This window comes from Amaricoccus solimangrovi (genome assembly GCF_006385685.1).
GTDB lineage: Bacteria > Pseudomonadota > Alphaproteobacteria > Rhodobacterales > Rhodobacteraceae > Amaricoccus > Amaricoccus solimangrovi.
On sequence record NZ_VFRP01000008.1, the window covers coordinates 21464 to 43825 of the forward strand.

Sequence of the window (22362 nt, forward strand, 5' to 3'; positions counted from 1 at the left end):
TTTTCCACGCCGGACTCCCTCCGGCATGCTATTCTCCGCGCCGGGGAGCAAACGCGCTGGGAGAGAGCGATGGCGAAACTTCACGGGACCCCGTGCTGGTACGAACTGGTGACCGAGGGGCCGGATCTGGAGGGGGCGGAAAGGTTCTACGCCGAGGTTCTGGGCTGGAGCTTCCGCGACGCGGGGATGGAGGGGTTCACCTATCACCTCGCCGCCGCGGGCGACGACCTGGTGGCGGGGGTGATGGAGAAGCCCGCCGAACTCGGCGAGACGCCGCCCTTCTGGATGATCTACTTCGCGGTCGAGGACGCCGACGCCGCCGTCGCGGCGATCCGCGCCGCCGGGGGCGCGGTCCATCGCGAGCCGGCGGACATCCCGGGCACGGGCCGCTTCGCCGTCGTCGCCGATCCGCAGGGCGCGGGCTTCGGCGTCCTTCAGCCCGAACCGATGCCGGGCGACAGGCCCGCCGGCCATGCCTTCGACCAGGCGAAGCCCGGGCACGGCAACTGGAACGAACTGATGTCGAGCGATCCGGAGGCGGGGCTGCGCTTCTATTCCGACCTCTTCGGCTGGGAGAAGTCGCGCGCGATCGACATGGGCGAGACGGGCGTCTACCAGTTCTTCGCGCATGACGGCGCCGATATCGGCGGCATGATGGGCCTCGGGCCCGCGCCGGTCCCATGCTGGCTGCCGTATTTCGGCGTCGAGGGGGTTGGAGGGGCCATCGCGCGGATCGAGGCCGGCGGCGGCGTGCTCGCGCATGGGCCGATGGAAGTTCCCGGCGGCGCCCATATCGCCGTGGCCCGCGACCCGCGCGGCGCGTGGTTCGCGGTCGTCGGACCGAACGACGCGCCCTGAGCGGGGCCTCCGGGGCCACGGGCCCCCGGAGGCTCACCCTCGGCGGCATTGCCACCCGGTCCTTGAGGGGGGTAGCATCCGGAGAGAAGCCGCCGCCCCCGCGCCCGGCAGTCGGCGAGGCGGACTGGCCGGATCAGGGGCGGGCGGCTCCGGAGGGCCCGAGGCATGGACACGTCGCGCGAGAGATTCGCCGATCGATCCGCCGCCGGCCGGCGGCTGGCGGCGCTGCTCGCGCCGATGACCCTGGAACGGCCGGTGGTCTATGCCTTGCCCCGGGGCGGCGTTCCCGTGGCGGTCGAGGTCGCCCGCGCGCTGCGCGCGCCGCTCGACCTCATTCTCGTCCGCAAGATCGGCGCTCCCGGCTCGCCGGAGGTGGCGCTCGGCGCGGTCGTCGACGGCGAGGATCCCCGGACCGTGATCAACGAGGAGGTGCGGCGCCGCGCGCGCGCGGACGACGCCTTCCTCGAACGCGCCCGCGCGCGCGAACTCGCGGAGCTCGAGCGGCGGCGGGCGCGCTATCTCGCCGACCGTCCGCCAGTCAGCCCCGCCGGCCGCGCCGCGATCGTCGTCGACGACGGCCTCGCCACCGGCGCGACGATGAAGGCCGCGCTGATCTCGCTCAGGCGGCGCGGCGCGGCGAAGGTCTGCGTCGCGCTGCCCGTGGCGCCGGAGGATGCGTTGAACGAGATCCGGGAACAGGCCGACCTGGTCGTCTGCGCCCGTCCCGCGCGGCATTTCGAGGGTGTCGGCGCCTTCTATCACGACTTCCACCAGCTCACCGACGAGGAGACGGTCGGGCTGCTCCGCCGGTACTGGGCGGAGCAGGCCGATCCGCCCGCCGCCCGCGAGGTCGCGGTGCCGCCGCTCGGTCTCGCCGGCGATCTCCGCGTGCCGGCCACGCCGCGGGGTCTGGTGCTCTTCGTCCACGACGGTTCCGGCCGGCTCGACCCGCGCGACGCCGCCGTCGCCGGGACGCTCGAGGCGCGGGGTTTCGCCACGCTGCGCTTCGACCCGCTGACGCCGGCCGAGACACGGGACCGCCGGAACGTCTTCGACATCCCGCTGCTGGCGGAACGCGTCGTCGAGGCCGTGCTCTACGTGAGCGGCGAGCCCGATGTCGCCGTCCTGCCGCTCGGCCTCCTCGGGGTCGGCACGGGCGCCGGGGCGGCGCTGCTCGCGGCGGCCGAGCTTGGCGACAGGATCGGGGCCATCGTCGCCAGGGGCGGACGGGGGGACCTCGCCGGCACGCGCCTCGTCGCCGTCCGCTCGCCGACGCTGCTGATCGTCGGCGGCGAGGACCGGCACGTGCTGGAGCTGAACCGCCAGACGCTGGCGGCGCTGACCTGCGAGAAGCTGCTGCGGGTGGTTCCCGGCGCCGGCCCCCTGTTCGATGAGCCCGGCGCGCTCGACACCGTCGCCGATCTCGCGGCGAGCTGGTGCGAGCAGCACGCGGCGGCGCGACCCCCGCCCGCGCCGCGGGCGAGACAGCCATCGCTCGCCGGGCGGCTGCGCGGCGCGGTGACGCCGCTTCCCGCCCTCGACGATCCCGCCTTCGCGGATGCTTTCGAGCGTTTCGCCTCGGCCCGCGTCGTGCTCCTCGGCGAGGCGTCGCATGGCACCTCCGAATTCTACCGCGCCCGCGCCGCCATCACCCGGCGCCTGATCGAGCGTCACGGCTTCGGGATCGTCGCGGTGGAGGCCGACTGGCCCGACGCGGCGGCGATCGACCGCCACATCCAGCGGCGGTCCGCGGCGGCGCCGTCCGAGCCGCCGTTCACCCGGTTTCCGACCTGGATGTGGCGCAACCGGGAGGTCGAGGATTTCGTGGAATTCCTGCGCCGCCACAACGCTGCGAAGCCGCCGGGGGAGCAGGTCGGGTTCCATGGCCTCGATCTCTACGGCATGACCGCCTCGATCGCGGCCGTGCTCGCCTATCTCGACCGGGTCGATCCCCCGGCGGGGCGGGAGGCGCGCGTCCAGTACGGCTGCCTCGCGCCGTGGTCGCGGGAATTCGCCGCCTACGGGCGCGCCGCGCTCAGCAAGGGCTACGCGCTCTGCGAGGCGCCGGTCACGCGCGCGCTGACCGATCTGCTGGCGAAGCGGCTGAGCTACGCGGAACGCGACGGCGAGCAGTTCTTCGACGCGGCGCAGAACGCGCGGCTGGTGACGAGCGCGGAGCGCTACTACCGGGCGATGTATTACGGCTCGCGTGAATCGTGGAATCTGCGCGACCGGCACATGTTCGACACGCTCGGGCGGGTGCTCGAGCGGGCGGGGCCGGAGAGCAGGGCGGTGGTCTGGGCGCACAATTCCCATATCGGGGACGCGCGGTTCACCGACATGGGATCCGAGCGGGGCGAGATCAACATCGGCCAGCTCTGCCGCCAGGCATACGGGCGCGACGCCGCGCTGATCGGCTTCGGCACCCATTCGGGAACGGTCGCCGCCGCGTCCGAATGGGACGGGGCGATGGAGATCATGAACGTGCGCCCCTCCCGGGCGGACAGCTACGAGGCGCTCTGCCACGACCTTGGCGAGGAGCGGTTCCTGCTGCCCTGCGCGGACCTCGCGCCCGACCTCGGGCAGGCGCTCGCCGAGCCGCGGCTCGAGCGCTACATCGGTGTCATCTACCGGCCCGAGACCGAACGCTGGAGCCACTATTCCCGTGCCTCGCTTCCGGAGCAGTACGACGCCTTCGTCTGGTTCGACGAAACCCGCGCGGTCACGCCGCTCCCCGGGCGGGCGACGGCGGGCGAGGATGAGACCTATCCCTTCGGCCTCTGAGAGCGTCATCGGCCCGTCGGGGACCGGCGAGGCGCGGCGGGCGAAATGGACGGCGCGGCGATCGCCGTGCCGTCCTCCACGCCGGCCTGATCGGGGGCCGGCTCACGGCCGGGAGCGTGCTCCCCGAAGTCGGGGAAGACCGGCCGCTTCATCCCGACGGATCGCGGCCGGAGGGGCCATTGCTCAGCCCGCGATGGCGCGGATCGCGAAGAAGATGAGCGAGGGTCCGAGCAGGCAGCCGAGGCCGGTGTAGAAGGTCGCCGTCATCGCGCCATAGGGGACGAGGCGCGGGTCGGTGGCGGCGAGGCCGCCGGCGACGCCGCTCGTCGTGCCCATGAGCCCGCCGAAGACCATCGCGGTGCGCGCGTTGTCGAGGCCGATCGAGCGGGCGACGAAGGGCGTGCCGATCATCACCAGCACCGACTTGACGAGCCCGGCGGCGACGCTGAGCGCGATGACCTCGGAGGAGGCGCCGAGCGCGGTGCCGGTGACGGGGCCGACGATATAGGTCGCGGCGCCGGCGCCGATCGTGGTCATCGAGACCGGGTCGGTATAGCCGAAGCCATAGGCGACGAGCGCCCCGACCGCGAAGGAGACGAAGACGCCCGCGAAGAGCGAGACGACGCCCGAGAGACCCGCCCGGCGGATCTCGGAGAAATCGACCCCGAAGGCGGTGGCGACGATGGCGAAGTCGCGCAGCATCGCGCCGCCCATCAGGCCGATCCCGGCGAAGAGCGGGATGTCGGCGAGGCCCTTGGAGCCGCCGGTGAGCGTGCCGCCGACCCAGGCCAGCGCGAGGCCCGCGAGGATGGCGATGGCGGAGCCGTGGATCCGGCCGTTGGTGAAGCGCTTCGAGACCCAGTAGCAGAGCCACATCGTCAGGCCGACGAAGGAGAAGGCGAAGAGCAGGCCGTTCTTGATCAGGAGTTCGGACAGGTCGGTCATCTCAGCAGGCCTTCTCGGGAGCGATGGCGGGGGCGGTATCGGAACGGGTTTCCGGGGCGGTCGCGGATCGGCCGCCGACGCGGGCGATGACGGGAACCAGCGCGACGCAGACCGCCGCCGTCAGGACGCCCGCGAGGATCGCGGCCGGGCCGCCGGAAACGGCCGCGACCACGTTCTGCTGCGCGGCCATGGCGACGACGATGGGGATGTACATCGCGCTCCAGAAGCCGATGCCCATCTGCGAGATCTCGCAGAAGGCCTTCCTGCGCCGCAGGTAGTCGGTGATGAAGATCAGGAGCAGCATCGCGAAGCCGACGCCGCCGACATTGGCCTGCACGCCGATGAGATTGCCGAGAAGGTCGCCCACGAACACGCCGGCCAGCAGGCAGGCGGACAGGATGGCGACGCCATAGATGATCATTGGTATTCCTCCGAGTTGTATCTTTGTTCTGTCTTTCGGGAGTCGCGCCCTCCCGGGGAAGCGAGGCCTTTCGGCCCCGCCGGGGCTCAGCCCGCCGCCAGCGCCTCCGCCGGCTGATAGAGCGCGGCGTGGCGCTTGCGAAGTTCCGCCTTCTGCACCTTGCCCATCACGTTGCGGGGCAGTTCATCGGCGAGAATGACCCGCTTGGGCTGCTTGTAGCGCGCGAGCCGGTCCGCGAGCGCGGCGGCGAGGCCGGCGGGATCGACGCTCTCGCCCTCGCGCGGCACGACGACGGCGGTGACGCCCTCGCCGAGATCCGGATGCGGCAGGCCGATCACGGCGGATTCGAGCACGCCCGGCAGTTCGTCGATCAGCGCCTCGATCTCCTTCGGATAGACGTTGTAGCCGCCCGAGATCACGAGATCCTTGTCGCGGCCGACGATGCGCAGGTAGCCCTCCGCGTCGATCAGGCCAAGGTCGCCGGTGATGAAGAAACCGTCGGGGCGGAATTCGGCCGCGGTCTTCTCCGGCATCCGCCAGTAGCCCGCGAAGACGTTCGGGCCGCGCACCTCGATCGCGCCGATCTCGCCCTGGGGCAGGGGCGCGCCGGTCTCGCGGTCGGCGACGCGGATCTCGACGCCGGGCAGCGCGAAGCCGACCGCGCCGGGGCGGCGCGCGCCGTCATAGGGGTTGGAGGCGATCATGCAGGTCTCGGTCATGCCGTAGCGCTCGAGGATCGCATGGCCGGTCCGCGCCGAGAATTCGGCGTGGGTATCGGCGAGCAGCGGGGCCGAGCCGGAGACGAAGAGCCGCATTCCGGCGGTCGAGACCGCGTCGAGCCGCGGCGACTGGACGAGGCGGGTGTAGAAGGTCGGCACGCCCATCAGCACGGTCGCATCCGCCATCTCGGTGATGATCTCGTCCGCGTCGAACCGGGTCAGGAAGATCATCGTCGCCCCGGCGGCGAGCGCCATGTTGGCGGCGACGAAGAGCCCGTGGGTATGGAAGATCGGCAGCGCGTGGATCAGCCGGTCGCGCTCGGTGAAGCGCCAGCAGTCGAGAAGCGCGGCGCAGTTGGAGGCGAGATTGCCATGCGTCAGCACCGCGCCCTTGGAGCGCCCGGTGGTGCCGGAGGTGTAGAGGATCGCCGCCGGATCCTCCGCGCCGGGCGCGGCCCGTTCCGCCAGCGGCTCCGCCGCCGCGAGCCGGTCCATCAGCGTGCCCTCGCCCGCCGCGCCGAGGGTCTCGACCGCGAGGCTTTCCGTCGCGCGGCCGGCATGCGCCTCGAGCGTCTCCGGGCGGCAGACGAAGAGCCGCGGCTCGGCGTCGCCGAGGAAATAGTCGATCTCGGCGCCGGTATAGGCGGTGTTGAGCGGCAGGAAGACACCCCCCGCCGTCAGCGTCGCGAGATAGAGCAGGATCGCCTCGGGGCTCTTGTCGACCTGGACCGCGACGCGGTCGCCGGGGCGCACGCCGAGGTCCCGGAGCACGCGGGCGAGTCGGCGGCTCCGGTCGAGCGCCTCGGCGAAGCCGATCGGCGCGAGGCCGGGGCGTTCGAAGAGCGCCTTGTCGCCCTGGGCGCGGCAACTCCGCTCGAACATCTCGATGAGGGTGGTCGTCATGATGCGTCTCGCTTCCGTTGGGGGGATCAGGCGGCGGAGGAGCGGGCGGACAGCGCGCGCCGCACCTCGGGGCCGTGGGCGATGGTGCCATCGGCGGCGAAGGCCTCGTGCCGGGCCTCGATGGCGTCGAGTTCGTAGAGGTAGTTGATCATCAGGCCATGGGCGCGCTTGAGGGCGCTCGGCGCGAAATCGGCCGGCCAGTTGATCCGGTGCGCCGAGGCGCCGTTGCCGAGGTGGAAACGCGCGACCGGATCGACCGGCGCCCCGCGCTTCGTCCTGGCCTCGACGAAATAACGCGCGGCCCAGAGCTGGATCCGGGGCGCGAGCGCGGCCTGGAGCCCCAGGTCCTCGCGCCAGTTCTCCCCGGCCAGCGTCGCGGACAGCGCGCGGGCCTCCGGATCCTCCTCCGCCGCGAGCCAGGCGGCGAAGCCCGGCGCGGGCGAGAGCGTGACGAAGGTCTCGAGCCCGGGCAGGTCCTCCCGCAGGTCGCGCACCACCTGCTTGATGAGGAAGTTGCCGAAGGACACGCCCTTGAGGCCCGGCTGGCAGTTGCTGATCGAATAGAAGACCGCCGTGTCGGCCTCCGCCGCCGCCCCCTCGGCCGCCCCGCCCGCGGCGATGAGCGGGCCGATCGCATCGGGAATGCCCGCGCAGAGCGCCACCTCGACGAAGATCAGCGGCTCGTCGCCGGTCGCCGGGTGGAAGAAGGCGTAGCAGCGGCGATCCTCCGGATCGAGACGGCGGCGCAGGTCGTCCCAGTCGCGGATCTCGTGCACCGCCTCGTAGGCGACGATCTTCTCGAGGATCGCCGCCGGCGTGTTCCAGTCGATGCGTCGCATCACGAGGAAGCCGCGGTTGAACCACGAGGCGAGCAGATGATCGAAATCGATGTCGAGCGGCGCGAGCGAAGGCTCGCCCCGCAGCGCCTCGAGCAGGCTCGCGCGCATGCGCACGAGCCTGAGCGTGCCGCCGGGCGCGAGGTTGAGCCGGCGGAGCAGCGTCTGGCGGCGCGGCTCGACCGCGGCGAAGAGCCGGGCCAGCGCGGCCTGGTCCGGGGCCGCGTCCCAGGCCGCGTAGGCCGCGCGGACCTGGGCCGGATCGGCGCCGTAGTCGTCGAGAAGCGCCCGGAAGAAGGCGGCGCGGCCGGCCGCGTCGAGCGCGTCGAAGGCGTCGAGCGCCTCGCCGGCCACCGCGATCCGCGAGGCCTCGCCGCTCGGGCGCATCAGCCGCGCGCAGGCGGCGGCGAGGCGGGGGCCGGCGGGGGTCTCGGAAACGGCGGCGGGGCGCGCGAGCCGCGGCCGCACATTGGCGCCGATGCTCTGGATGAGGTCCTGCAGGAAGGCGATGTTCGGCTTTGGCACGGGTTCCTCCTGGGTCGTTGGTAATGTTATACGCCTGATTGGTTCTGTTGTATATAACAAACCGCATCTGGATGTTGATCCGAGGAGTCCCTAGAAATGAGAGGCTTGGCAGAGGAGACTGGCGCCGCGATGAGCACGCTGCCGAACGTGGTCCGGATCCGCGAGGCGCTGGAGAACGCGATCGTGGACGGGCGATTCGCTCCCGGGGCGAAGCTCGATCCCGAGGCGCTGGCCCGGGAGTTCGACGTGTCGCGCACCCCGATCCGCGAGGCGCTGCAGCAGCTCGAGGCCTCGGGTCTCGTCCGGGTCGCCGCCAAGCGCGGCACCTTCGTCTCGGAATGGAGTCCGGAGGAACTGGCCGAGCGGTTCGAGATGATGGCCGAGGTCGAGGCCTCCTGCGCCCGGCTCGCCGCCCGGCGGATCACCGATACCGAACTGGCCGAACTCGAGGCGCTGCACGCCTCCTGCCACCGTCTGGCCGAGGCGGGCGACATCGACGCCTATTACGCCGAGAACTCGGCCTTCCACCATTGCCTCTACCGCGCCACCCACAACGCCTTTCTCGCGCGCGAGGCCGGCCGTCTGCACGCGATGCTGCAGCCCTACCGGCGGATGCAGCTGCAGGTGCGCAATCGCCTCGGCCGCTCCTTCGACGAGCACGAGGCGGTGGTCCGGGCGATCCGCGCCGGCGACGACGCCGCGGCCGGGGAGGCGATGCGCGACCATGTCGTGGTGCAGGGCGACCGGTTCCACGACCTCCTCGCCGCGCTCCGTCAGGCGCGCCGAGCCGGATAGGCGGCCGGCGCGCGGGCGCGGCGCGGCGTGCCTGGCCGCGCCCCTGGATCTCGCGGATCCGGGCGTCGCCGCCTGCTCGGCGCGGCGACGCGGAACAAGCATTATGATACAAGAGCCATCCCGTCATCGCGCCGAGCGCATGGCGTTCAGCTGGTCGGGATTCGCGCGAGGGGAGCGTGCGCGGGCGACCGGGAGGCTGCGTCCCGCCCGAAGCTGGAACCGGTTCCCGCCTCCGCCGGTCGGGCACGGACCGCGGCGGGCCTTTCGCCGGCCGGGCGTAACATGATGTTATGCAAGCGGTCATTTCCGCACTAGGTCCATGGCGGCTTCGCGCTTACTCTGGCCCGAGGTGGAGACAATTCGCTCCCCTCAAGAACCGGAAGACCAAAGGGAGGATTCCATGAGGAGATTGCTGGTGGGCGCGGCCGCGCTCACGATGGTTGTCGCGGGTCCGGTGGTGGCCCAGGACTTTCCGGCCAAGGACCTGCAGGGCATCATCCAGTGGGGCGCGGGCGGATCCACCGACGTGGTGATGCGCTCCGTCACGCCGCATGCCGAGGAGGTGCTCGGCGCCGACGTGGTGATGCAGAACAAGACCGGCGGCGTCGGCGCGATCGCGACGAAATTCGTCTACGCGCAGAAGGCGGATGGCTACACGCTGCTGATGGGCGCGGAGAACCCCCAGCTCTACAAGGTCATGGGCCTCGGCGACATCGACTATTCGAGCTTCGTCCCGATCGACATCCTGGCGCGCGGCGTGCCGATCCTCGTCGCCAAGAACGACGCGCCCTACGGCACCCTGAAGGAGCTGATCGACTACGCCCAGGCCCATCCGGGCGAGGTCAAGGTCGGCTCGACCGGGCCGGGCGGCCTGCCCTCGGTCGTGACCGCGATGCTGCAGAGCCAGACGGACCTGCCGATGACGGCGGTGCCCTACGACGGCGACGGCCCGGCGCTGACCGCGCTGATGGGCGGCGCGATCGACGTGATGCCGGCCGTGCTCGGCGCCGCGCTCGAGAACATCAAGGCCGGGCGGATCAAGCCGCTCGCCGTCATCGAGACGGAGGCCAATCCGGTGCTGCCGGACGTGCCGCCCGTCACCGACACGCTCCCTGACATCGCCACTTACCTCCCCTGGGGCCCGTTCTTCGGCGTCTTCGTCAAGGAGGGCACTCCGCCCGAAGCCGTCGAGAAGCTGACCGCGGCCTACAGGGCCGGCGCCGAATCCGATGACTTCAAGAAGCTGATGGACGAGCGCGGCTACAAGCTGATGAACCTCTCGGGCGAGGAGGCGCGCGCGTTCCTCGACCGCTGGCAGTCGGTGACCTCGTGGCTCGTCTACGACGCGGGCATTGCGAAGAAGTCGCCGGAGGAATTCGGCATCCCGAAGCCCTGACCGGTACGCCCGGCGCGCGCCCGATCCGCGCGCCGGGCGGCGAACGGCTCAATCCGGCGGAGGAATCATGGATTACCACGAACATCACGTGAAGCACCGGGGCGAGGACGCGTTCGGCCTCGTCGTGCTCGTCGTCAGCGTCCTGCTGCTCTGGAAATCATACACGATCGCGGGCTTCTCGGCGCTCAGTTCGCCCGGCGCCTTCCCGATGGCCGCCTCGGCGGTGATGGTCTTCTCCGCTTCCCTCGTCGTGATCGGCAATGCCCGAAGGCGCGGCCGGCTCTCGGGCGAGGAGATCCTGCCGAGGACGGTCGTGCTCTTCACCGCGCTGGTGATCGCCTACGCCGCGGCGCTGGTGCCGCTCGGCTTCCTGCCGGCATCCTTCCTGTTCCTGATCCTCGCGATGAAGCTCCTCTACCGCGCCTCCTGGCTCCGGAGCCTGATCATCGCCCTCGCCTCGCTCGCGCTCGTCTATATCGTCTTCCGGCTGGTCTTCCAGGTCGTGCTGCCGCAGGGGATCGTGCCCGAGGACGAGATCCTCGCGATGTTCCGCCACCACCCGGCCCCGGAGGCTCCGTGATGACCGAGGCCCTCAGCTATTTCACCACCGCCTGGTTCGACCCCTGGCTGCTCTTCCTGATCGCCGCCGGCACCTTCGCGGGGATCTACATCGGCGCGATCCCCGGGCTCTCGGTCACCATGGCGGTGTCGATCCTGATCTCCTTCACCTTCTCCTGGGACGTGAACGACGCGCTCTGCCTGATGGTCGGCATCTTCATGGGCGGCGTCTACGGCGGCTCGCGGACGGCGATCCTGCTCAACATCCCGGGCGCGCCATCGGCGATCGCCACCGCGCTCGACGGCTATCCGCTGGCGCAGCGCGGCGAGGCGGGCGAGGCGATCGGCATCTCGACGGTGATGTCCTTCTTCGGGGGAATGGTCGGCATCGCCCTGCTCGCGATCGGCGCGCCGATCATCTCGGACTTCGCGCTGACCTTCCAGCCGCGCGACTACATGCTGCTCGCGATCCTCGGCATCCTGCTCGTCGGATCGCTGTCGGGCGAGAGCCTCGCCAAGGGGGTGGTCGCCGGCGCCTTCGGCATGCTGATCGGCACCGTCGGGCTCGACCCGCTGACGGCGGAGGAGCGCTTCACCTTCGGCTTCACGGAACTCTGGAACGGCATTTCCTTCGTCGCGGTGATGATCGGGCTCTTCGGCGTCGCCGAGGCGCTCGGCCAGCTCCGCCAGCTCGAGCTTCCCGCCATCAAGCAGAAGATCACCCGGATCGTTCCCTCCTGGGCGTCGCTCCGCCGCTACCTGCCGCTCAGCCTCCAGACCTCGATGATCGGCGTGATCATCGGCGCCCTGCCGGGCGTCGGCGGCGACATCGCCGCGCTCATGGCCTATGACTACGCCAAGCGGACGGTGCGCGATCCCGAGGTGCCCTTCGGCAAGGGCGCGCGCGAGGGGCTCGTCGCGCCCGAGAGTGCCAACAACGCGGCGGTCGGCGGCGCCTTCATCCCGATGCTGACGCTCGGCATCCCCGGCGACGCGGTCACCGCGATCTTCATCGGCGCGCTCTTCATCCACGGGCTGAACCCCGGGCCGATGCTGATGATCGAGCAGCCGCACATGTTCTGGTTCATGGTCGGCAATCTGGTGCTCGCCTGCGTCTTCATGCTGATCTTCGGACTGACCGGCATCCGGATCTTCACGAAGATCGTCGAGATCCCGAAGGGAATCCTGATCCCGCTGATCCTGCTGCTCTCCGTCGTCGGCGCCTACGCGGTCAACAACTCGGTGACCGATGTCTACTGGATGCTGGGCTTCGGGGTGCTCGGCTACTTCATGAAGCAGTACGGCTATCAGGTCGGGCCGGTCATCCTCGGCGTGATCCTCGCGCGGCTGATCGACGAGAACTGGCGCCGCGCGATCATCTCCGAGCAGGAGCATTTGGGGAGCTTTTTCGCCAACATGTTCGCGAGCCCGCTGTCGCTCGTGCTCTTCGCCGCGGTCGTGCTGACCGTGCTGAGCCAGACGCCGGTCCTCGGCTGGATCCGGCGCCTGTTCCGGCGGGCGTGACGCGGGAGCCGCTCGCCCTGCGAGGCGGGCGGCGCCCGGCGGAGGAAAAAGCCCTCAGGCCGCGGCCGTCAGGCTGGCCCCGACATGATCCATGCTGGCGCGGACGGCGGCCTCGGGATCGGCGAGTTCGTGCACCTCGGTGGCGAAGGGCTCGAAGCTGAACGGGCCTTCGTAGCCGAGCGCGAGCAGTTCGCGGACCTGGGGCAGGTTTCCGAGCCGGTCGGCGCCGTCGACCAGCACGCGGTGCGCGTCGAGCATGTCGGCGACGGCCACGGCGGGATTGGTCACGCCGGAGATGTGCACGAGCCCCGTCATCTCGGGAAAGAACTCGGTCTCGCCCGCGAGATGGTGGTGGAAGGTGTCGTGCACGAGCTTGTAGGTGCCCTCGCCGCCGGCCTCCCGGATCGCCGTCACCGCCTCTGCCTTGGTGCGCATCGAGGAAACGGGGAAGCCGAGCGGCTCGACCAGGCCGGTCAGCCCACGCTCGTCCAGGATCGGCTTCATCGCCGTGAGCGCCTCGACCAGCCTGTCATGGCCGATCTTCGTCCCGTCGTTGCGCGGGCACATCACCAGCGCCTTCGCCCCGGCCGCCTTCGCGTAATCGGCCATGGCGACCGCGCGCTCCGGCAGATCGCCGGTCCAGTCGTTGAACGGGTAGAGCGCGTTGATCGAGATGATGGTGACGCCCGCCTTCGCGGCCTCGGCCTTCACGTCCCCGGCCTTCCAGGCGCCGAGCACGTCGGGCAGGTCGTTGCGGATCTCGACCTCGGTGATGCCGAGCCCGCGCGCCAGCGCGAAGAACTCGGGCAGCGGCAGTTTCGGCGTGGTGATGTGGTTCAGTGCGAAGCGCATGGATCTGCCTTTCAGGCGTAGAGGGCGTGGCGGAAGGGACGCGGGATGGGAACGCGCGTGCGTCGGGGGGAGAAATCCTCCCAATCTCCACGCCGGTCAATCGGCGGGAGGAGCGGGGACCTATCAATCCGGATGGAAAGCGACGGCTTCGGGATGAAAACCTATCCCAAAGTCACGTACCGCCGGGAGGCCTCAGGCCGCGAGCGCCCTCGGGAACCGGGCGCCGCGCACCGCGGAATAGCGGTCGAGCCCGAGCGGGCGGGCGTCGATTTCCGGCGCGCGGCCCGAGACCAGGTCGGCGAGGACGGCGCCCGAGCCGCAGGCCATGGTCCAGCCCAGCGTGCCATGGCCGGTGTTGAGCCACAGGTTCGGATATTTCGCCCGGCCGATCACCGGGGGTCCGTCGGGCGTCATCGGCCGGTGGCCGGCCCAGAAGCTCCCCGCCTTCGCATCGCCGCCGGCGGGGTAGAGGTCCGAGACGACATGTTCGAGCGTCGCCCGGCGGTTCGGGTGCAGCTCGGTCGAGTAGCCGTCGAGTTCGGCCATGCCGCCGACGCGGATCCGGTCGCCGAGCCGGGTGATCGCGACCTTGTGCTTCTCGTCCATCACCGTCGATTGCGGCGCACCCGAGGGATCGGTGATCGGCACTGTCAGCGAATAGCCCTTCACCGGGTAGACCGGCAGGTCGATGCCATGCTCCCTCAGCATCAGCGGCGAATGGCTGCCGAGCGCGAGGACATAGGCGTCTCCGGTCACCAGGCCCGCGCTCGTCGCGACCCCGGCGACGCGGCCACCCTCGGCCACGATACGCTCGATCTTCACGCCGTGGCGGAACTCGGCGCCCCGGGCGGCGGCGAGATCGCGCAGCGCGTTGGTGAACTTGAAGCAGTCCCCGGTCTCGTCGTTCGGCAGCCTGAGGCCGCCGACGAACCTCTCACGCACCCGCGCCAGCGCCGGCTCGGCCGCGACGCAGCCCTCCGGGTCGAGCAGCATGTTGGGCACGCCGAGCGCGTCCAGCACCTTCTGGTCCTTCGCGGCCCCGGCCATCAGCTTCTCGGTCCGGAACAGCTGCAGCGTGCCTTGCGTCCGCGCGTCATAGGCGACGCCGGTCCCGGCGCGCAGCGCCTTCAGCATGTCGTGGCTGTATTCGGCGATCGGGACCATGCGGCTCTTGTTCACCGCGTAGCGCGCGGCGGTGCAGTTGCGCAGCATCGCGACGCCGAAGCGCCAGAAGGCCGCGTCGAAGCTCGGATGGATGAGCAGCGGGCTGTGCCGCATCAGCATCCACTTGATCGCCTTCACCGGGATGCCCGGCGCCGCCCAGGGCGAGGCGTAACCGGGCGAGATCTCGCCCGCGTTGGCGAAGCTCGTCTCGAGCGCGGGGCCCGGCTGGCGGTCGAGCAGGGTCACCTCGTGACCGGCGGCCGCGAGATACCACGCACTCGTCACGCCGATCACACCGCCGCCGAGGATGACGATCTTCATGCGGAGAGCCTTTCGGTCTGGGCGTTGGCATAGCGGCGGGCATAGCGGCTGCCGAGCGAGGTCAGGATTTCGTAGCCGATCGTGCCGGCCGCCGAGGCGACGGCGTCCACCGGATTGCGCGGCCCGATCAGCTCGACGAAGCCGCCCGCGGCTGCTTCGGGCGCGTCGGTCACGTCGAGGGTGACGCTGTCCATCGACACGATGCCGACGAGTGGCACGGCCGTCTCGCCGACATGGGCGATGGCCCGGTGGCTGAGGCCGCGGAGATAGCCGTCGGCATAGCCCACCGAGACGGTGGCGATCCGGCTCGGCCGAGCGGCGGTCCAGCCGGCGCCGTAGCCGACGTTCGCGCCGACGGGAATGTCGCGGATCTGGACGATCCGGCCCGACAGACGCACGACGGGCCGCATCGGGTTCGCCTCGCCCGCGACCGGGGCGAGGCCGTAGAGCGCGGCGCCGGGACGGGCGAGCTCGAAGTGGAAATCGGCGCCGAGGAAGATGCCCGAGGAATTGGCGAGGCTCGCCGGCGCGGCGGGCAGCCGGCGCCGCGCCGCCTCGAACCGCGCGAACTGGGCGCGGTTCATCTCGTGAGCCCGCCGTTCGGCGCAGGCGAGATGGCTCATGAGGAGGCGCGGAGTCATACCAACGCGCATTGATCAAACCCTTCGGCCCAGTCGCGCCGTCCTATGGATCGAATGCGCCACGGTTGGCCGATCAGGTCGTTCCAGGCATCGCAGCAATGGGCGACGATGTCGTCGTAGCCCTTGAAGACCGGTTCGAGAGCCAGTTCTCGCGGAGAAACTGCCAGATGTTCTCCATAGGGTTCAGTTCTGGCGAGCGCGGCGGCAGGGGCAGGATCGTGATATTGTCCGGCACGACGAGAGCGCCGGCGAGATGCCATCCCGCCTGGTCGAGGATCAGCACGGCGTGCGCGTCGGGCGCGACCATGGCGCTGATCTCGGCGAGATGCGCCCGCATCGCGGCGGTGTCGCAGAAGGGCATGACCAGTCCGGCGCCCTTGCCCTCGGCCGGGCAGATCGCCCCGAAGATATACGCCCATTGGGTGCGCTGGTCATGCGGCGCCCGGGGCCGGGTCCCGCGCCGGGCCCATCGGCGCGTGAGCTTGTTCTTCTGCCCGACGCGGGCCTCGTCTTGAAACCACAGCTCTATGCGCTTGCCGGGATGCGCGGCGCTGATCTCCGCCACGCGCTCCGGGAGACTTTTTTAAAGCCCTCCGCCGCTTCGGGATCCTGCGCGTAGTGGCGCGGCCGGGCGGAGAGCTTGCGGAAGCCGAGCGCGCGCAGTTCCCGCCCCACGGTCGCCTCGCTCACCGAGACCCGGAACTCTTCCCAGAGCCACTGGACCAGATCGATCAGCCGCCAGCGGACCACCCCGTCGCGCCACGGCTCCGGGCCAGCCTCGACGACCCGCGCCAGTGCCGTGCGCTGATCCGCCGAAAGCGTCGGAGATTTGCCCGGCGCCTTGCGGTCGAGGAGCCCGTCCGGACCCTCGGCGTTGAAGCGCAGCACCCAGTCCCGCACGATCTGGAGCCCGACCCCGCCAATCCTGGCCGCCTCCGTCCGGCTTCCGCCGTCGCGGATCACCGCCAGCGCCAGAAGCCGCCGGACCTGCTTCGCATCCCGGCTCTCGCGTGCCAGTCGTCGCAATTCATCACCGGAAAAGTCGCCCCGAAGCTCGATCGCCGCCGCCATGGAAAAACCCCAACCTGTTTTCCAGGATGAATCATGCCAGACGCGATCCGGGAAGCCCTTGGTGAGTCATGCTCTCCGAGGGTTGGTATCAGGCCCGCCAGCCGTGTCGGATCGGCGGCGAGGATGGCGAGCTCGTCCTCCGGCAGCCCATCCGCGACATGCCGGTATCGACCTGGATCGCCGCGGGCAGCGGCCTGCCCCTGCGCGACGCCAGAGCCGTCCAGGCGTCGACCTGCCCGAGGCTGTTCAGCACGGGGATGATCTCGGCCGCGGCGCAGTCGGCTTCGGCTCCCGGCGGCAGACCGTTCAGGACGAGGATCTCCGTTCCGATCGGAAGCGCCGGGCGCAGCGCGAGCGCTTCGTCGAGGTGGGCGACGAAGAACCGCCGCGCGCCCTCGGCGTGGAGGGCGGAGGCGACGACCGCCGCCCCGAGCCCGTAGGCGTCCGCCTTCACGACCGCCGCGCAGGCGCCCCGCGTCCGCGCGCGGAGGTCGCGGTAGTTGGCGCGGATCGCGCCGAGGTCGATCTCGAGCAGCGCGCCGGCGTGGCGCGGATCGGTGCCGGTCATCGTCTCGCCCCGCCGCCCGGATCAGGCCGCGCGGGCGAGCGCGTCGCCGAGGGTGGCGACGATCTCGTCGATCTGGCTTTCCGCGACGATCAGCGGGGGCGAGAGCGCGATGATGTCGCCGGTGACGCGGATCAGCAGGCCCTTCGCGAGACAGTCGGTGAAGACGTCGTAGGCGCGCGTCCCGGCCGCGCCCTCGCGCGAGCCGAGCTCGATGCCCGCGATCAGGCCGATGGTGCGGATGTCGATGACGTGCTTCGCGGACCTCAGCGAATGGATCGCGTCGTCCCACTTCGCCTGAAGCTCGGCCGCGCGGGTCAGCAGCCCGTCGCCCTCGTAGATGTCGAGCGCGGCGAGGCCGGCGGCGCAGGCGACCGGGTGGCCGGAATAGGTATAGCCGTGGAAGAGCTCGATCGCGTTCTCCGGCCCGGTCATCAGCGCGTCGTGGACGGCGCGCGAGGTGAATACCGCGCCCATCGGGATCACGCCGTTGGTGAGCCCCTTGGCCGTCGTCACGATGTCGGGCGTCACGCCGAGGAAGTCGGTGGCGAAGGGCGCGCCGAGGCGGCCGAAGCCGGTGATGACCTCGTCGAAGATCAGCAGGATGCCATGCTTCGTCGCGATCTCGCGCAGCCGCTCGAGATAGCCCTTCGGCGGCACCAGCACGCCGGTCGAACCCGCCACCGGCTCGACGATCACGGCGGCGATGGTCTCGGCGCCGTGCAGGTCGACCATGCGCTGGAGATCGTCCGCGAGTTCCGCGCCATGCTCCGGCTGGCCCTTCGCGAAGGCGTTCCGCGCGAGGTCGTGCGTGTGGCGCAGGTGGTCGGCCGGGATCTGCGGAAAGACCCGGCGGTTGTTGACGAGCCCGCCGACCGAGATGCCGCCGAAGCCGACGCCGTGATAGCCGCGCTCGCGGCCGATCACGCGGGTGCGCGTCCCCTGCCCGATCGCGCGCTGATAGGCGATGGCGATCTTCAGGGCGGTATCGACCGATTCCGACCCCGAGCCGGTGTAGAAGATCCGGTCGAGCTTCGCCCCTTCCGGCCCGGGCGCGATCGCGGCGAGCCGCTCGGCGAAGTCGAAGGCGATCGGGTGGCCCATGTTGAACGAGGGCGCGTAGTCGAGCGTCGAAAGCTGCCGGCTCACCGCCTCGGTGATCCGCCGCCGCCCGTGGCCCGCGTTGCAGCACCAGAGCCCGGCGGTGCCGTCGAGCACCTTATGCCCGTCGGCGGAGGTGTAGTGCATCCCCTCCGCCGCCACGAGCAGCCGCGGCGCCGCCTTGAACTGCCGGTTGGCGGTGAAGGGCATCCAGTAGCTGTCGAGCTTCGGCGTGTTCGGGCGGTCGAGCGGCATGGCGGGTCTCCCTGAGTGATGACGGGTATAGGCCATGTGGAGAAGATCCGAACAAGTCTGTTTCTGATTGGAGGCAAGCCACTGATTTGATATGATCCATGCAGATACATTGCTGGATATCGAACAATGGAAACACGCTCCCCGACTCAGGTCGATCTCGGCGGCCGGCTGCGGCATCTGCGGATGCTCCACGGCCTCTCGCAGCGCGAGCTCGCCAAGCGCGCCGGGGTCACCAATTCGACGATCTCGCTCATCGAGTCGAACGGCACCAATCCCTCCGTCGGCGCGCTGAAGCGCATCCTCGACGGCATCCCGGTCGGGCTCGCGGAATTCTTCGCCTTCGAGCCGGAGCGGCCGCGCAAGGCGTTCTACGCCGCCGAGGAACTCGTGGAGATCGGCAAGGGTCCGGTCTCCTACCGGCAGGTCGGCGAGACGATGTTCGGCCGGTCCCTGCAGATCCTGAGGGAATGCTACCAGCCGGGCGCCGATACCGGCAAGGTGCCGCTCAGCCACGAGGGCGAGGAAGGCGGCGTGGTGATCTCCGGCCGGCTCGAGGTGACGGTCGAGGACGAGCGCCGCGTGCTCGGCCCCGGCGACGCCTACTGCTTCGAGAGCCGCCGCCCGCACCGCTTCCGCTGCGTCGGAAGCGAGCCCTGCGAGGTCGTCAGCGCCTGTACCCCGCCCAGTTTCTGACGATCAGACGAAGAGCGCGCGAATGGTGTCGGTCACCGGGATCCCCCGCTTCTCCGCCGCGTCGCGGTGCCGATAGCGGCGGTCGGAGGGCAGGCGGCCGATGCCGTGGGCGCGCAGGACGTCGATGAAACCGGCGACGCGCGCGGCAAAGCCATCCTGGCCTCGGGACGGATCGATCACGATGAGAAACTGGCCGGTTCGCGGCGACTGGTTGCCGTTCTCGAAACCGCTCTCGTGCGAGAAGCCGCCACCGGTCAGGCTCGAGGCCAGCACCTCGACCATCAGCGACAGCGCGGCGCCCTTGTGGCCGCCGAAGGGCAAGGCGTCGCCATGGGCCAGGATCTCGTCCGGATCATCGATATCGCGGCCGCCCCGACCGAGGCCGGTCCCGATCGGCACCTCGCGGTCCTCGTCGCGGACGATACGGAGATCGCCGTTCGAGGTCGTCGAGGTGGCGAGATCCATCGCCAGAGGGCGCGCGCCTGCGACGGGACACCCGAAGGCGATCGGGTTGGTGCCGAACACGTTGCGCGTCGCGCCGCGCATCGTCACCGTCGGCCCGCCCGCCACCATGGTCAGGGCCACGAGTCCCGCTTCGGCGAAGGGTTCGAGGTCGGGCCAGAGCGCGCTGAAGTGGTGCGAGTTTCGCATCATCACCGTCGCCGTGCCCGCCTCGGCCAGCATTTCGTGGATCGTCGTCGTCGCACGGGCGAGCGCCGGCTGAGCGAAGCCGCCGCGCGCATCGATCCGCGGCGCCCCGGCGGCGACGCGGTCGAACTCGGGCTCCGCGGCCGCGTCGATCGCGCCACTCCCCAGCGACGCGCGATAGCCCGGGACGCGGGAGACGCCATGGCTGAGGCCGCCGTCGCGCTTGCGGCGGACTGGACCCATGAATTCGGTGTTGGTGAGGCCGGGCATCGCCGGATTCTCCGGATGCGCGACCGCGAGCTGCGCCGCCGCCGCGGCCTTGATCCTCTGGCCCAGCACACAGAGGTCACGCGCCTCCGACGGCTCGATGGCGAAGCCGCGCGCGGCCGCGTCGACCATCGCCTCGGTCATGCCGCCATCGGCGACGCTGACCGGGATGGTGCCGAGGCCCTCGACCTCGACCGGCGCGTCGAGGTGGTAGCAGAACGCCGGCTGGTTCACGAGGCGCACGCTCGTCACCTTGCCGCCCTCGCATGCGCAGCGGAGCCGGATCAAGCCCGCGGGGCTTTCGAGCGTCAGTTCCGTCACCGGCTCGATCATCGGCAGGATGCCGGTCTCCAGCAGCACCGTCGCCACGCACATGGTGTTGGAGCCCGACATCGCCGGATACTCGGTGGTCTCGAGGATCACGTAGCCCATCCGGGCCGCGGGATGGTTCGAGGGCAGGACGATGTTGGCGTTGTGCCAGACCGCGCCGCGCGGCTCGAACAGGATGAACTCGCGGATGTCGTCCATCCCCGCCTCGAGATGGAGCTTCTTGTCGAACATGGTGGCGCCGGGAACCTGACCGACGCCGCCGGTGATGACCCTGCCGATCTCGCCTTCCGCATGGCAGTCGACGACGTTGAGCACCCGGCGCCAGCGCATCAGGCGACCGCCTGCGCGCCGGTGATCTCGACGAGCGAGCCGCAGATGAAGGCGGCCTCGTCGGAAGCGAGGAAGGCGACGAGCGCCGCGACCTCCTCCGGCCTGCCGATCCGGCCGAAGGGCACGAGCCTGTCGAGGTCGGCGATGGCGCGGCCGGAGCGGATCACGCCCGCCTCCAGCATCGGCGTATGAATTTCGCCCGGGCACACGGCGTTCACCCGGATCTTCTCGGGCGCGTAATCGCGGGCGAGGTTCTGGGTGAAGCTCGCCACCGCCGCCTTGGTGACGTTGTAGGCGATGTGGTTCGGCGCCGGGTGGAGGCCCCACTGCGAGCAGGTGTTGACGATGGCCCCGCCGCCCGCCGCGATCATGTGCGGCAGCGCCGCCTGGCAGAGGTGGAAGAGCGCGTCGACGTTGATTGCGAAGCTCAGGCGCCAGTCCTCTTCCGAGAGCGACAGCAAGGGACCGCGGCGGTTGATGCCGGCGTTGTTGCAGAGGACGTCCATGCGGCCCTCGGTCGCCATGACGTTCTCGATCACAACCTTGCAGCCGTCCGGGGTCGAGATGTCGGACGCGAAGGCGCGGGCGCCCGCGCCGATCCCGGCCGCGGTGGCGGCGGCGCCCTCGGTGTCCACATCGGTGATGACAACCCGCGCGCCCTCGCAGGCGAAACGGCGCGCGATGGCGGAGCCGATGCCGCCGGCCGCGCCGGTGACGAGGACGGTCTTGTTCTGAAAGCGCATGATCTACCTCAGGTAGCTGCCGCCGTTGACGTCGAGAACGGCGCCATTGAGCGAGGATTGCGAGGGGCGGAAGGCGAAGGCGACGATCTCGCCGATCTCCTCCGGCGCGGCCATCGCGCCGATCGAGATGCCCGCGAGCGCCGCCGCCTCGCCGTGCTGGGCAACGAAGGCCTCGGCCATTTCCGTGCGGACCCAGCCGGGCGCGAGCGCGACCGCGGTGATGTTCTCGTGCCCGTGGCTGAGCGCGACGGATTTGGTGAGATTGATGAGCGCCGCCTTCGACGCGCCATAGGCCATGGCGTTCGAGGCATAGCCGCGCTGGCCCGCCCGGCTTGCCATGTTGACGATCCGGCCGCCGCCATGCGCGCGGAAATGCAGCATCGCGGCGCGGGTGAGGTCGACGGCGGCGAGGAAGTTCACACGGAACTCCCGCTCCCAGGTCGCCTGCCAGTCGTCGAGGGGAGCGTCGACCGCGACCTCCGAGCGGATGCCCGCGTTGTTGACGAGGCTGTGGAGCGTGCCGGCCTCGACCTACGCCGCCCGCCAGAGCGCCGTGGCGCCGGCCGGGTCGGAGAGGTCGGCGGAGAGGACGAAGCCCCGGCCGCCGACCTCGGCGAGGATCGCCTCGGCGCTCGCACGATTGCGCCCATGGTGGATGCCGACGCTCGCGCCCTCGGCCGCGAGCGCGACGCAGATCGCGCGGCCGATCGCACCGGTCGGGCCGGTGACGAGGATGGTCTTGCCGCCGAGGGTCATAGCTCGGCCACCTGCGGACCCCAGGTGTCCGAGAGCGCGAAGCCGGTGGCGAAGGGGTCGCCCGGATCGAGCCGCAGTTCCTGCCGGCCGAAGACGTATCCCCGGCCGGTGATGCGCGGGAGCACCGCCGGACGGCCCCCCACCGTGGTCTCGCCGATCATCTCGGCGGTGAACTCGCCGCCGATGATCGAGCGCGAGATCCGCCTGTCGCCGACCTTGAGGTGGCCCCGCGCATGCAGGATCGCGAGGTTCGCGGAGGAGCCGGTGCCGCAGGGCGAGCGGTCCACCCTCCCCGGCTTCAGCGTGGTGCAGGTGACGATCGACCCGTCCTGCTGATAGTCGCGGAACATCCGCATAGGCG

19 protein-coding genes and 2 pseudogenes are annotated in these 22362 nt (G+C 70.6%); 7 read left to right on the top strand and 14 right to left on the bottom strand.

What is annotated here, in order from left to right:
- The first annotated feature begins 69 nt into the window (after positions 1–69).
- Complete coding sequence (locus FJM51_RS09880) at positions 70–858, top strand: VOC family protein (RefSeq protein WP_140453981.1); 789 nt, start codon at positions 70–72, stop codon at positions 856–858.
- A gap of 165 nt (positions 859–1023) precedes the next feature.
- Positions 1024–3642 (top strand): erythromycin esterase family protein, encoded by a 2619-nt coding sequence (locus FJM51_RS09885; protein ID WP_140453982.1) that lies wholly within the window; start codon positions 1024–1026, stop codon positions 3640–3642.
- Between the two features lie 183 nt (positions 3643–3825).
- Here FJM51_RS09885 and madM read toward each other — a convergent pair whose 3' ends face one another.
- From madM to FJM51_RS09905, 4 genes are all read right to left on the bottom strand, one after another.
- Positions 3826–4587, bottom strand: coding sequence for a malonate transporter subunit MadM (gene madM / locus FJM51_RS09890; RefSeq protein WP_140453983.1), 762 nt, complete (start codon positions 4585–4587; stop codon positions 3826–3828).
- 1 nt (position 4588) lies between these two features.
- Positions 4589–5008, bottom strand: coding sequence for a malonate transporter subunit MadL (madL, locus tag FJM51_RS09895; protein ID WP_140453984.1), 420 nt, complete (start codon positions 5006–5008; stop codon positions 4589–4591).
- Between the two features lie 86 nt (positions 5009–5094).
- Positions 5095–6630 carry a malonate--CoA ligase gene (locus FJM51_RS09900; RefSeq protein WP_140453985.1) on the bottom strand — a complete coding sequence of 512 codons (1536 nt, stop codon included), beginning with the start codon at positions 6628–6630 and terminating at the stop codon, positions 5095–5097.
- A gap of 26 nt (positions 6631–6656) precedes the next feature.
- Positions 6657–7991: a malonyl-CoA decarboxylase gene (locus FJM51_RS09905; protein WP_233713065.1), complete on the bottom strand. Its 1335-nt coding sequence runs from the start codon at positions 7989–7991 to the stop codon at positions 6657–6659.
- Positions 7992–8120: 129 nt separating this feature from the next.
- On the opposite strand from FJM51_RS09905, the gene FJM51_RS09910 reads away from it, so the two are divergent.
- The 4 genes from FJM51_RS09910 to FJM51_RS09925 all read left to right on the top strand — a co-directional run bounded on the left by FJM51_RS09910 (position 8121) and on the right by FJM51_RS09925 (position 12264).
- Entirely contained in the window at positions 8121–8786 is a 666-nt protein-coding gene (locus FJM51_RS09910) for a GntR family transcriptional regulator (RefSeq protein ID WP_140453986.1), read from the top strand.
- A 400-nt stretch (positions 8787–9186) separates the two neighbouring features.
- Entirely contained in the window at positions 9187–10182 is a 996-nt protein-coding gene (locus FJM51_RS09915; protein ID WP_140453987.1) for a Bug family tripartite tricarboxylate transporter substrate binding protein, read from the top strand.
- A 67-nt stretch (positions 10183–10249) separates the two neighbouring features.
- The gene (locus FJM51_RS09920) at positions 10250–10762 is read left to right on the top strand and encodes a tripartite tricarboxylate transporter TctB family protein (protein WP_140453988.1); all 513 of its coding nucleotides are present in this window, start codon (positions 10250–10252) and stop codon (positions 10760–10762) included.
- Positions 10762–12264, top strand: a complete 1503-nt coding sequence (locus FJM51_RS09925) for a tripartite tricarboxylate transporter permease (RefSeq protein ID WP_140453989.1) — start codon at positions 10762–10764, stop codon at positions 12262–12264. Before FJM51_RS09920 ends, FJM51_RS09925 begins: the two co-directional genes overlap by 1 nt.
- 54 nt (positions 12265–12318) lie before the next feature.
- Here FJM51_RS09925 and FJM51_RS09930 read toward each other — a convergent pair whose 3' ends face one another.
- The 6 genes and pseudogenes from FJM51_RS09930 to aptA form a co-directional block, all read right to left on the bottom strand.
- A complete protein-coding gene (locus FJM51_RS09930) occupies positions 12319–13116 on the bottom strand; it encodes a TIM barrel protein (RefSeq protein ID WP_140453990.1) in 798 nt (265 codons plus the stop codon).
- 192 nt (positions 13117–13308) lie between these two features.
- Positions 13309–14601, bottom strand: a complete 1293-nt coding sequence (locus FJM51_RS09935; RefSeq protein WP_140453991.1) for a D-amino acid dehydrogenase — start codon at positions 14599–14601, stop codon at positions 13309–13311.
- Complete coding sequence (locus FJM51_RS09940; protein ID WP_140453992.1) at positions 14598–15254, bottom strand: alanine racemase; 657 nt, start codon at positions 15252–15254, stop codon at positions 14598–14600. Before FJM51_RS09940 ends, FJM51_RS09935 begins: the two co-directional genes overlap by 4 nt.
- Positions 15239–16313 (bottom strand): annotated as a pseudogene (locus FJM51_RS09945) (IS630 family transposase). The gene FJM51_RS09940 and the pseudogene FJM51_RS09945 overlap by 16 nt, the downstream one beginning before the upstream one ends.
- 88 nt (positions 16314–16401) lie before the next feature.
- Positions 16402–16881, bottom strand: coding sequence for an alanine racemase (locus tag FJM51_RS09950; protein WP_210240253.1), 480 nt, complete (start codon positions 16879–16881; stop codon positions 16402–16404).
- A gap of 21 nt (positions 16882–16902) precedes the next feature.
- The gene (aptA, locus tag FJM51_RS09955) at positions 16903–18234 is read right to left on the bottom strand and encodes an omega-aminotransferase AptA (RefSeq protein ID WP_140453993.1); all 1332 of its coding nucleotides are present in this window, start codon (positions 18232–18234) and stop codon (positions 16903–16905) included.
- Between the two features lie 126 nt (positions 18235–18360).
- Here aptA and FJM51_RS09960 point away from each other — a divergent pair, with 126 nt between their 5' ends.
- Entirely contained in the window at positions 18361–18927 is a 567-nt protein-coding gene (locus FJM51_RS09960; RefSeq protein WP_140453994.1) for a cupin domain-containing protein, read from the top strand.
- Between the two features lie 3 nt (positions 18928–18930).
- Here the strand turns inward: FJM51_RS09960 and FJM51_RS09965 are convergent, their stop codons facing one another.
- From FJM51_RS09965 to FJM51_RS24885, 4 genes and pseudogenes are all read right to left on the bottom strand, one after another.
- Positions 18931–20502 carry an Ldh family oxidoreductase gene (locus tag FJM51_RS09965; protein WP_140453995.1) on the bottom strand — a complete coding sequence of 524 codons (1572 nt, stop codon included), beginning with the start codon at positions 20500–20502 and terminating at the stop codon, positions 18931–18933.
- Positions 20502–21245: an SDR family NAD(P)-dependent oxidoreductase gene (locus tag FJM51_RS09970; protein WP_140453996.1), complete on the bottom strand. Its 744-nt coding sequence runs from the start codon at positions 21243–21245 to the stop codon at positions 20502–20504. Before FJM51_RS09970 ends, FJM51_RS09965 begins: the two co-directional genes overlap by 1 nt.
- A 3-nt stretch (positions 21246–21248) precedes the next feature.
- Positions 21249–22001 (bottom strand): annotated as a pseudogene (locus tag FJM51_RS24880) (SDR family NAD(P)-dependent oxidoreductase).
- Complete coding sequence (locus tag FJM51_RS24885; RefSeq protein ID WP_368733480.1) at positions 21998–22357, bottom strand: proline racemase family protein; 360 nt, start codon at positions 22355–22357, stop codon at positions 21998–22000. The pseudogene FJM51_RS24880 and the gene FJM51_RS24885 overlap by 4 nt, the downstream one beginning before the upstream one ends.
- Positions 22358–22362: the final 5 nt, after the last annotated feature.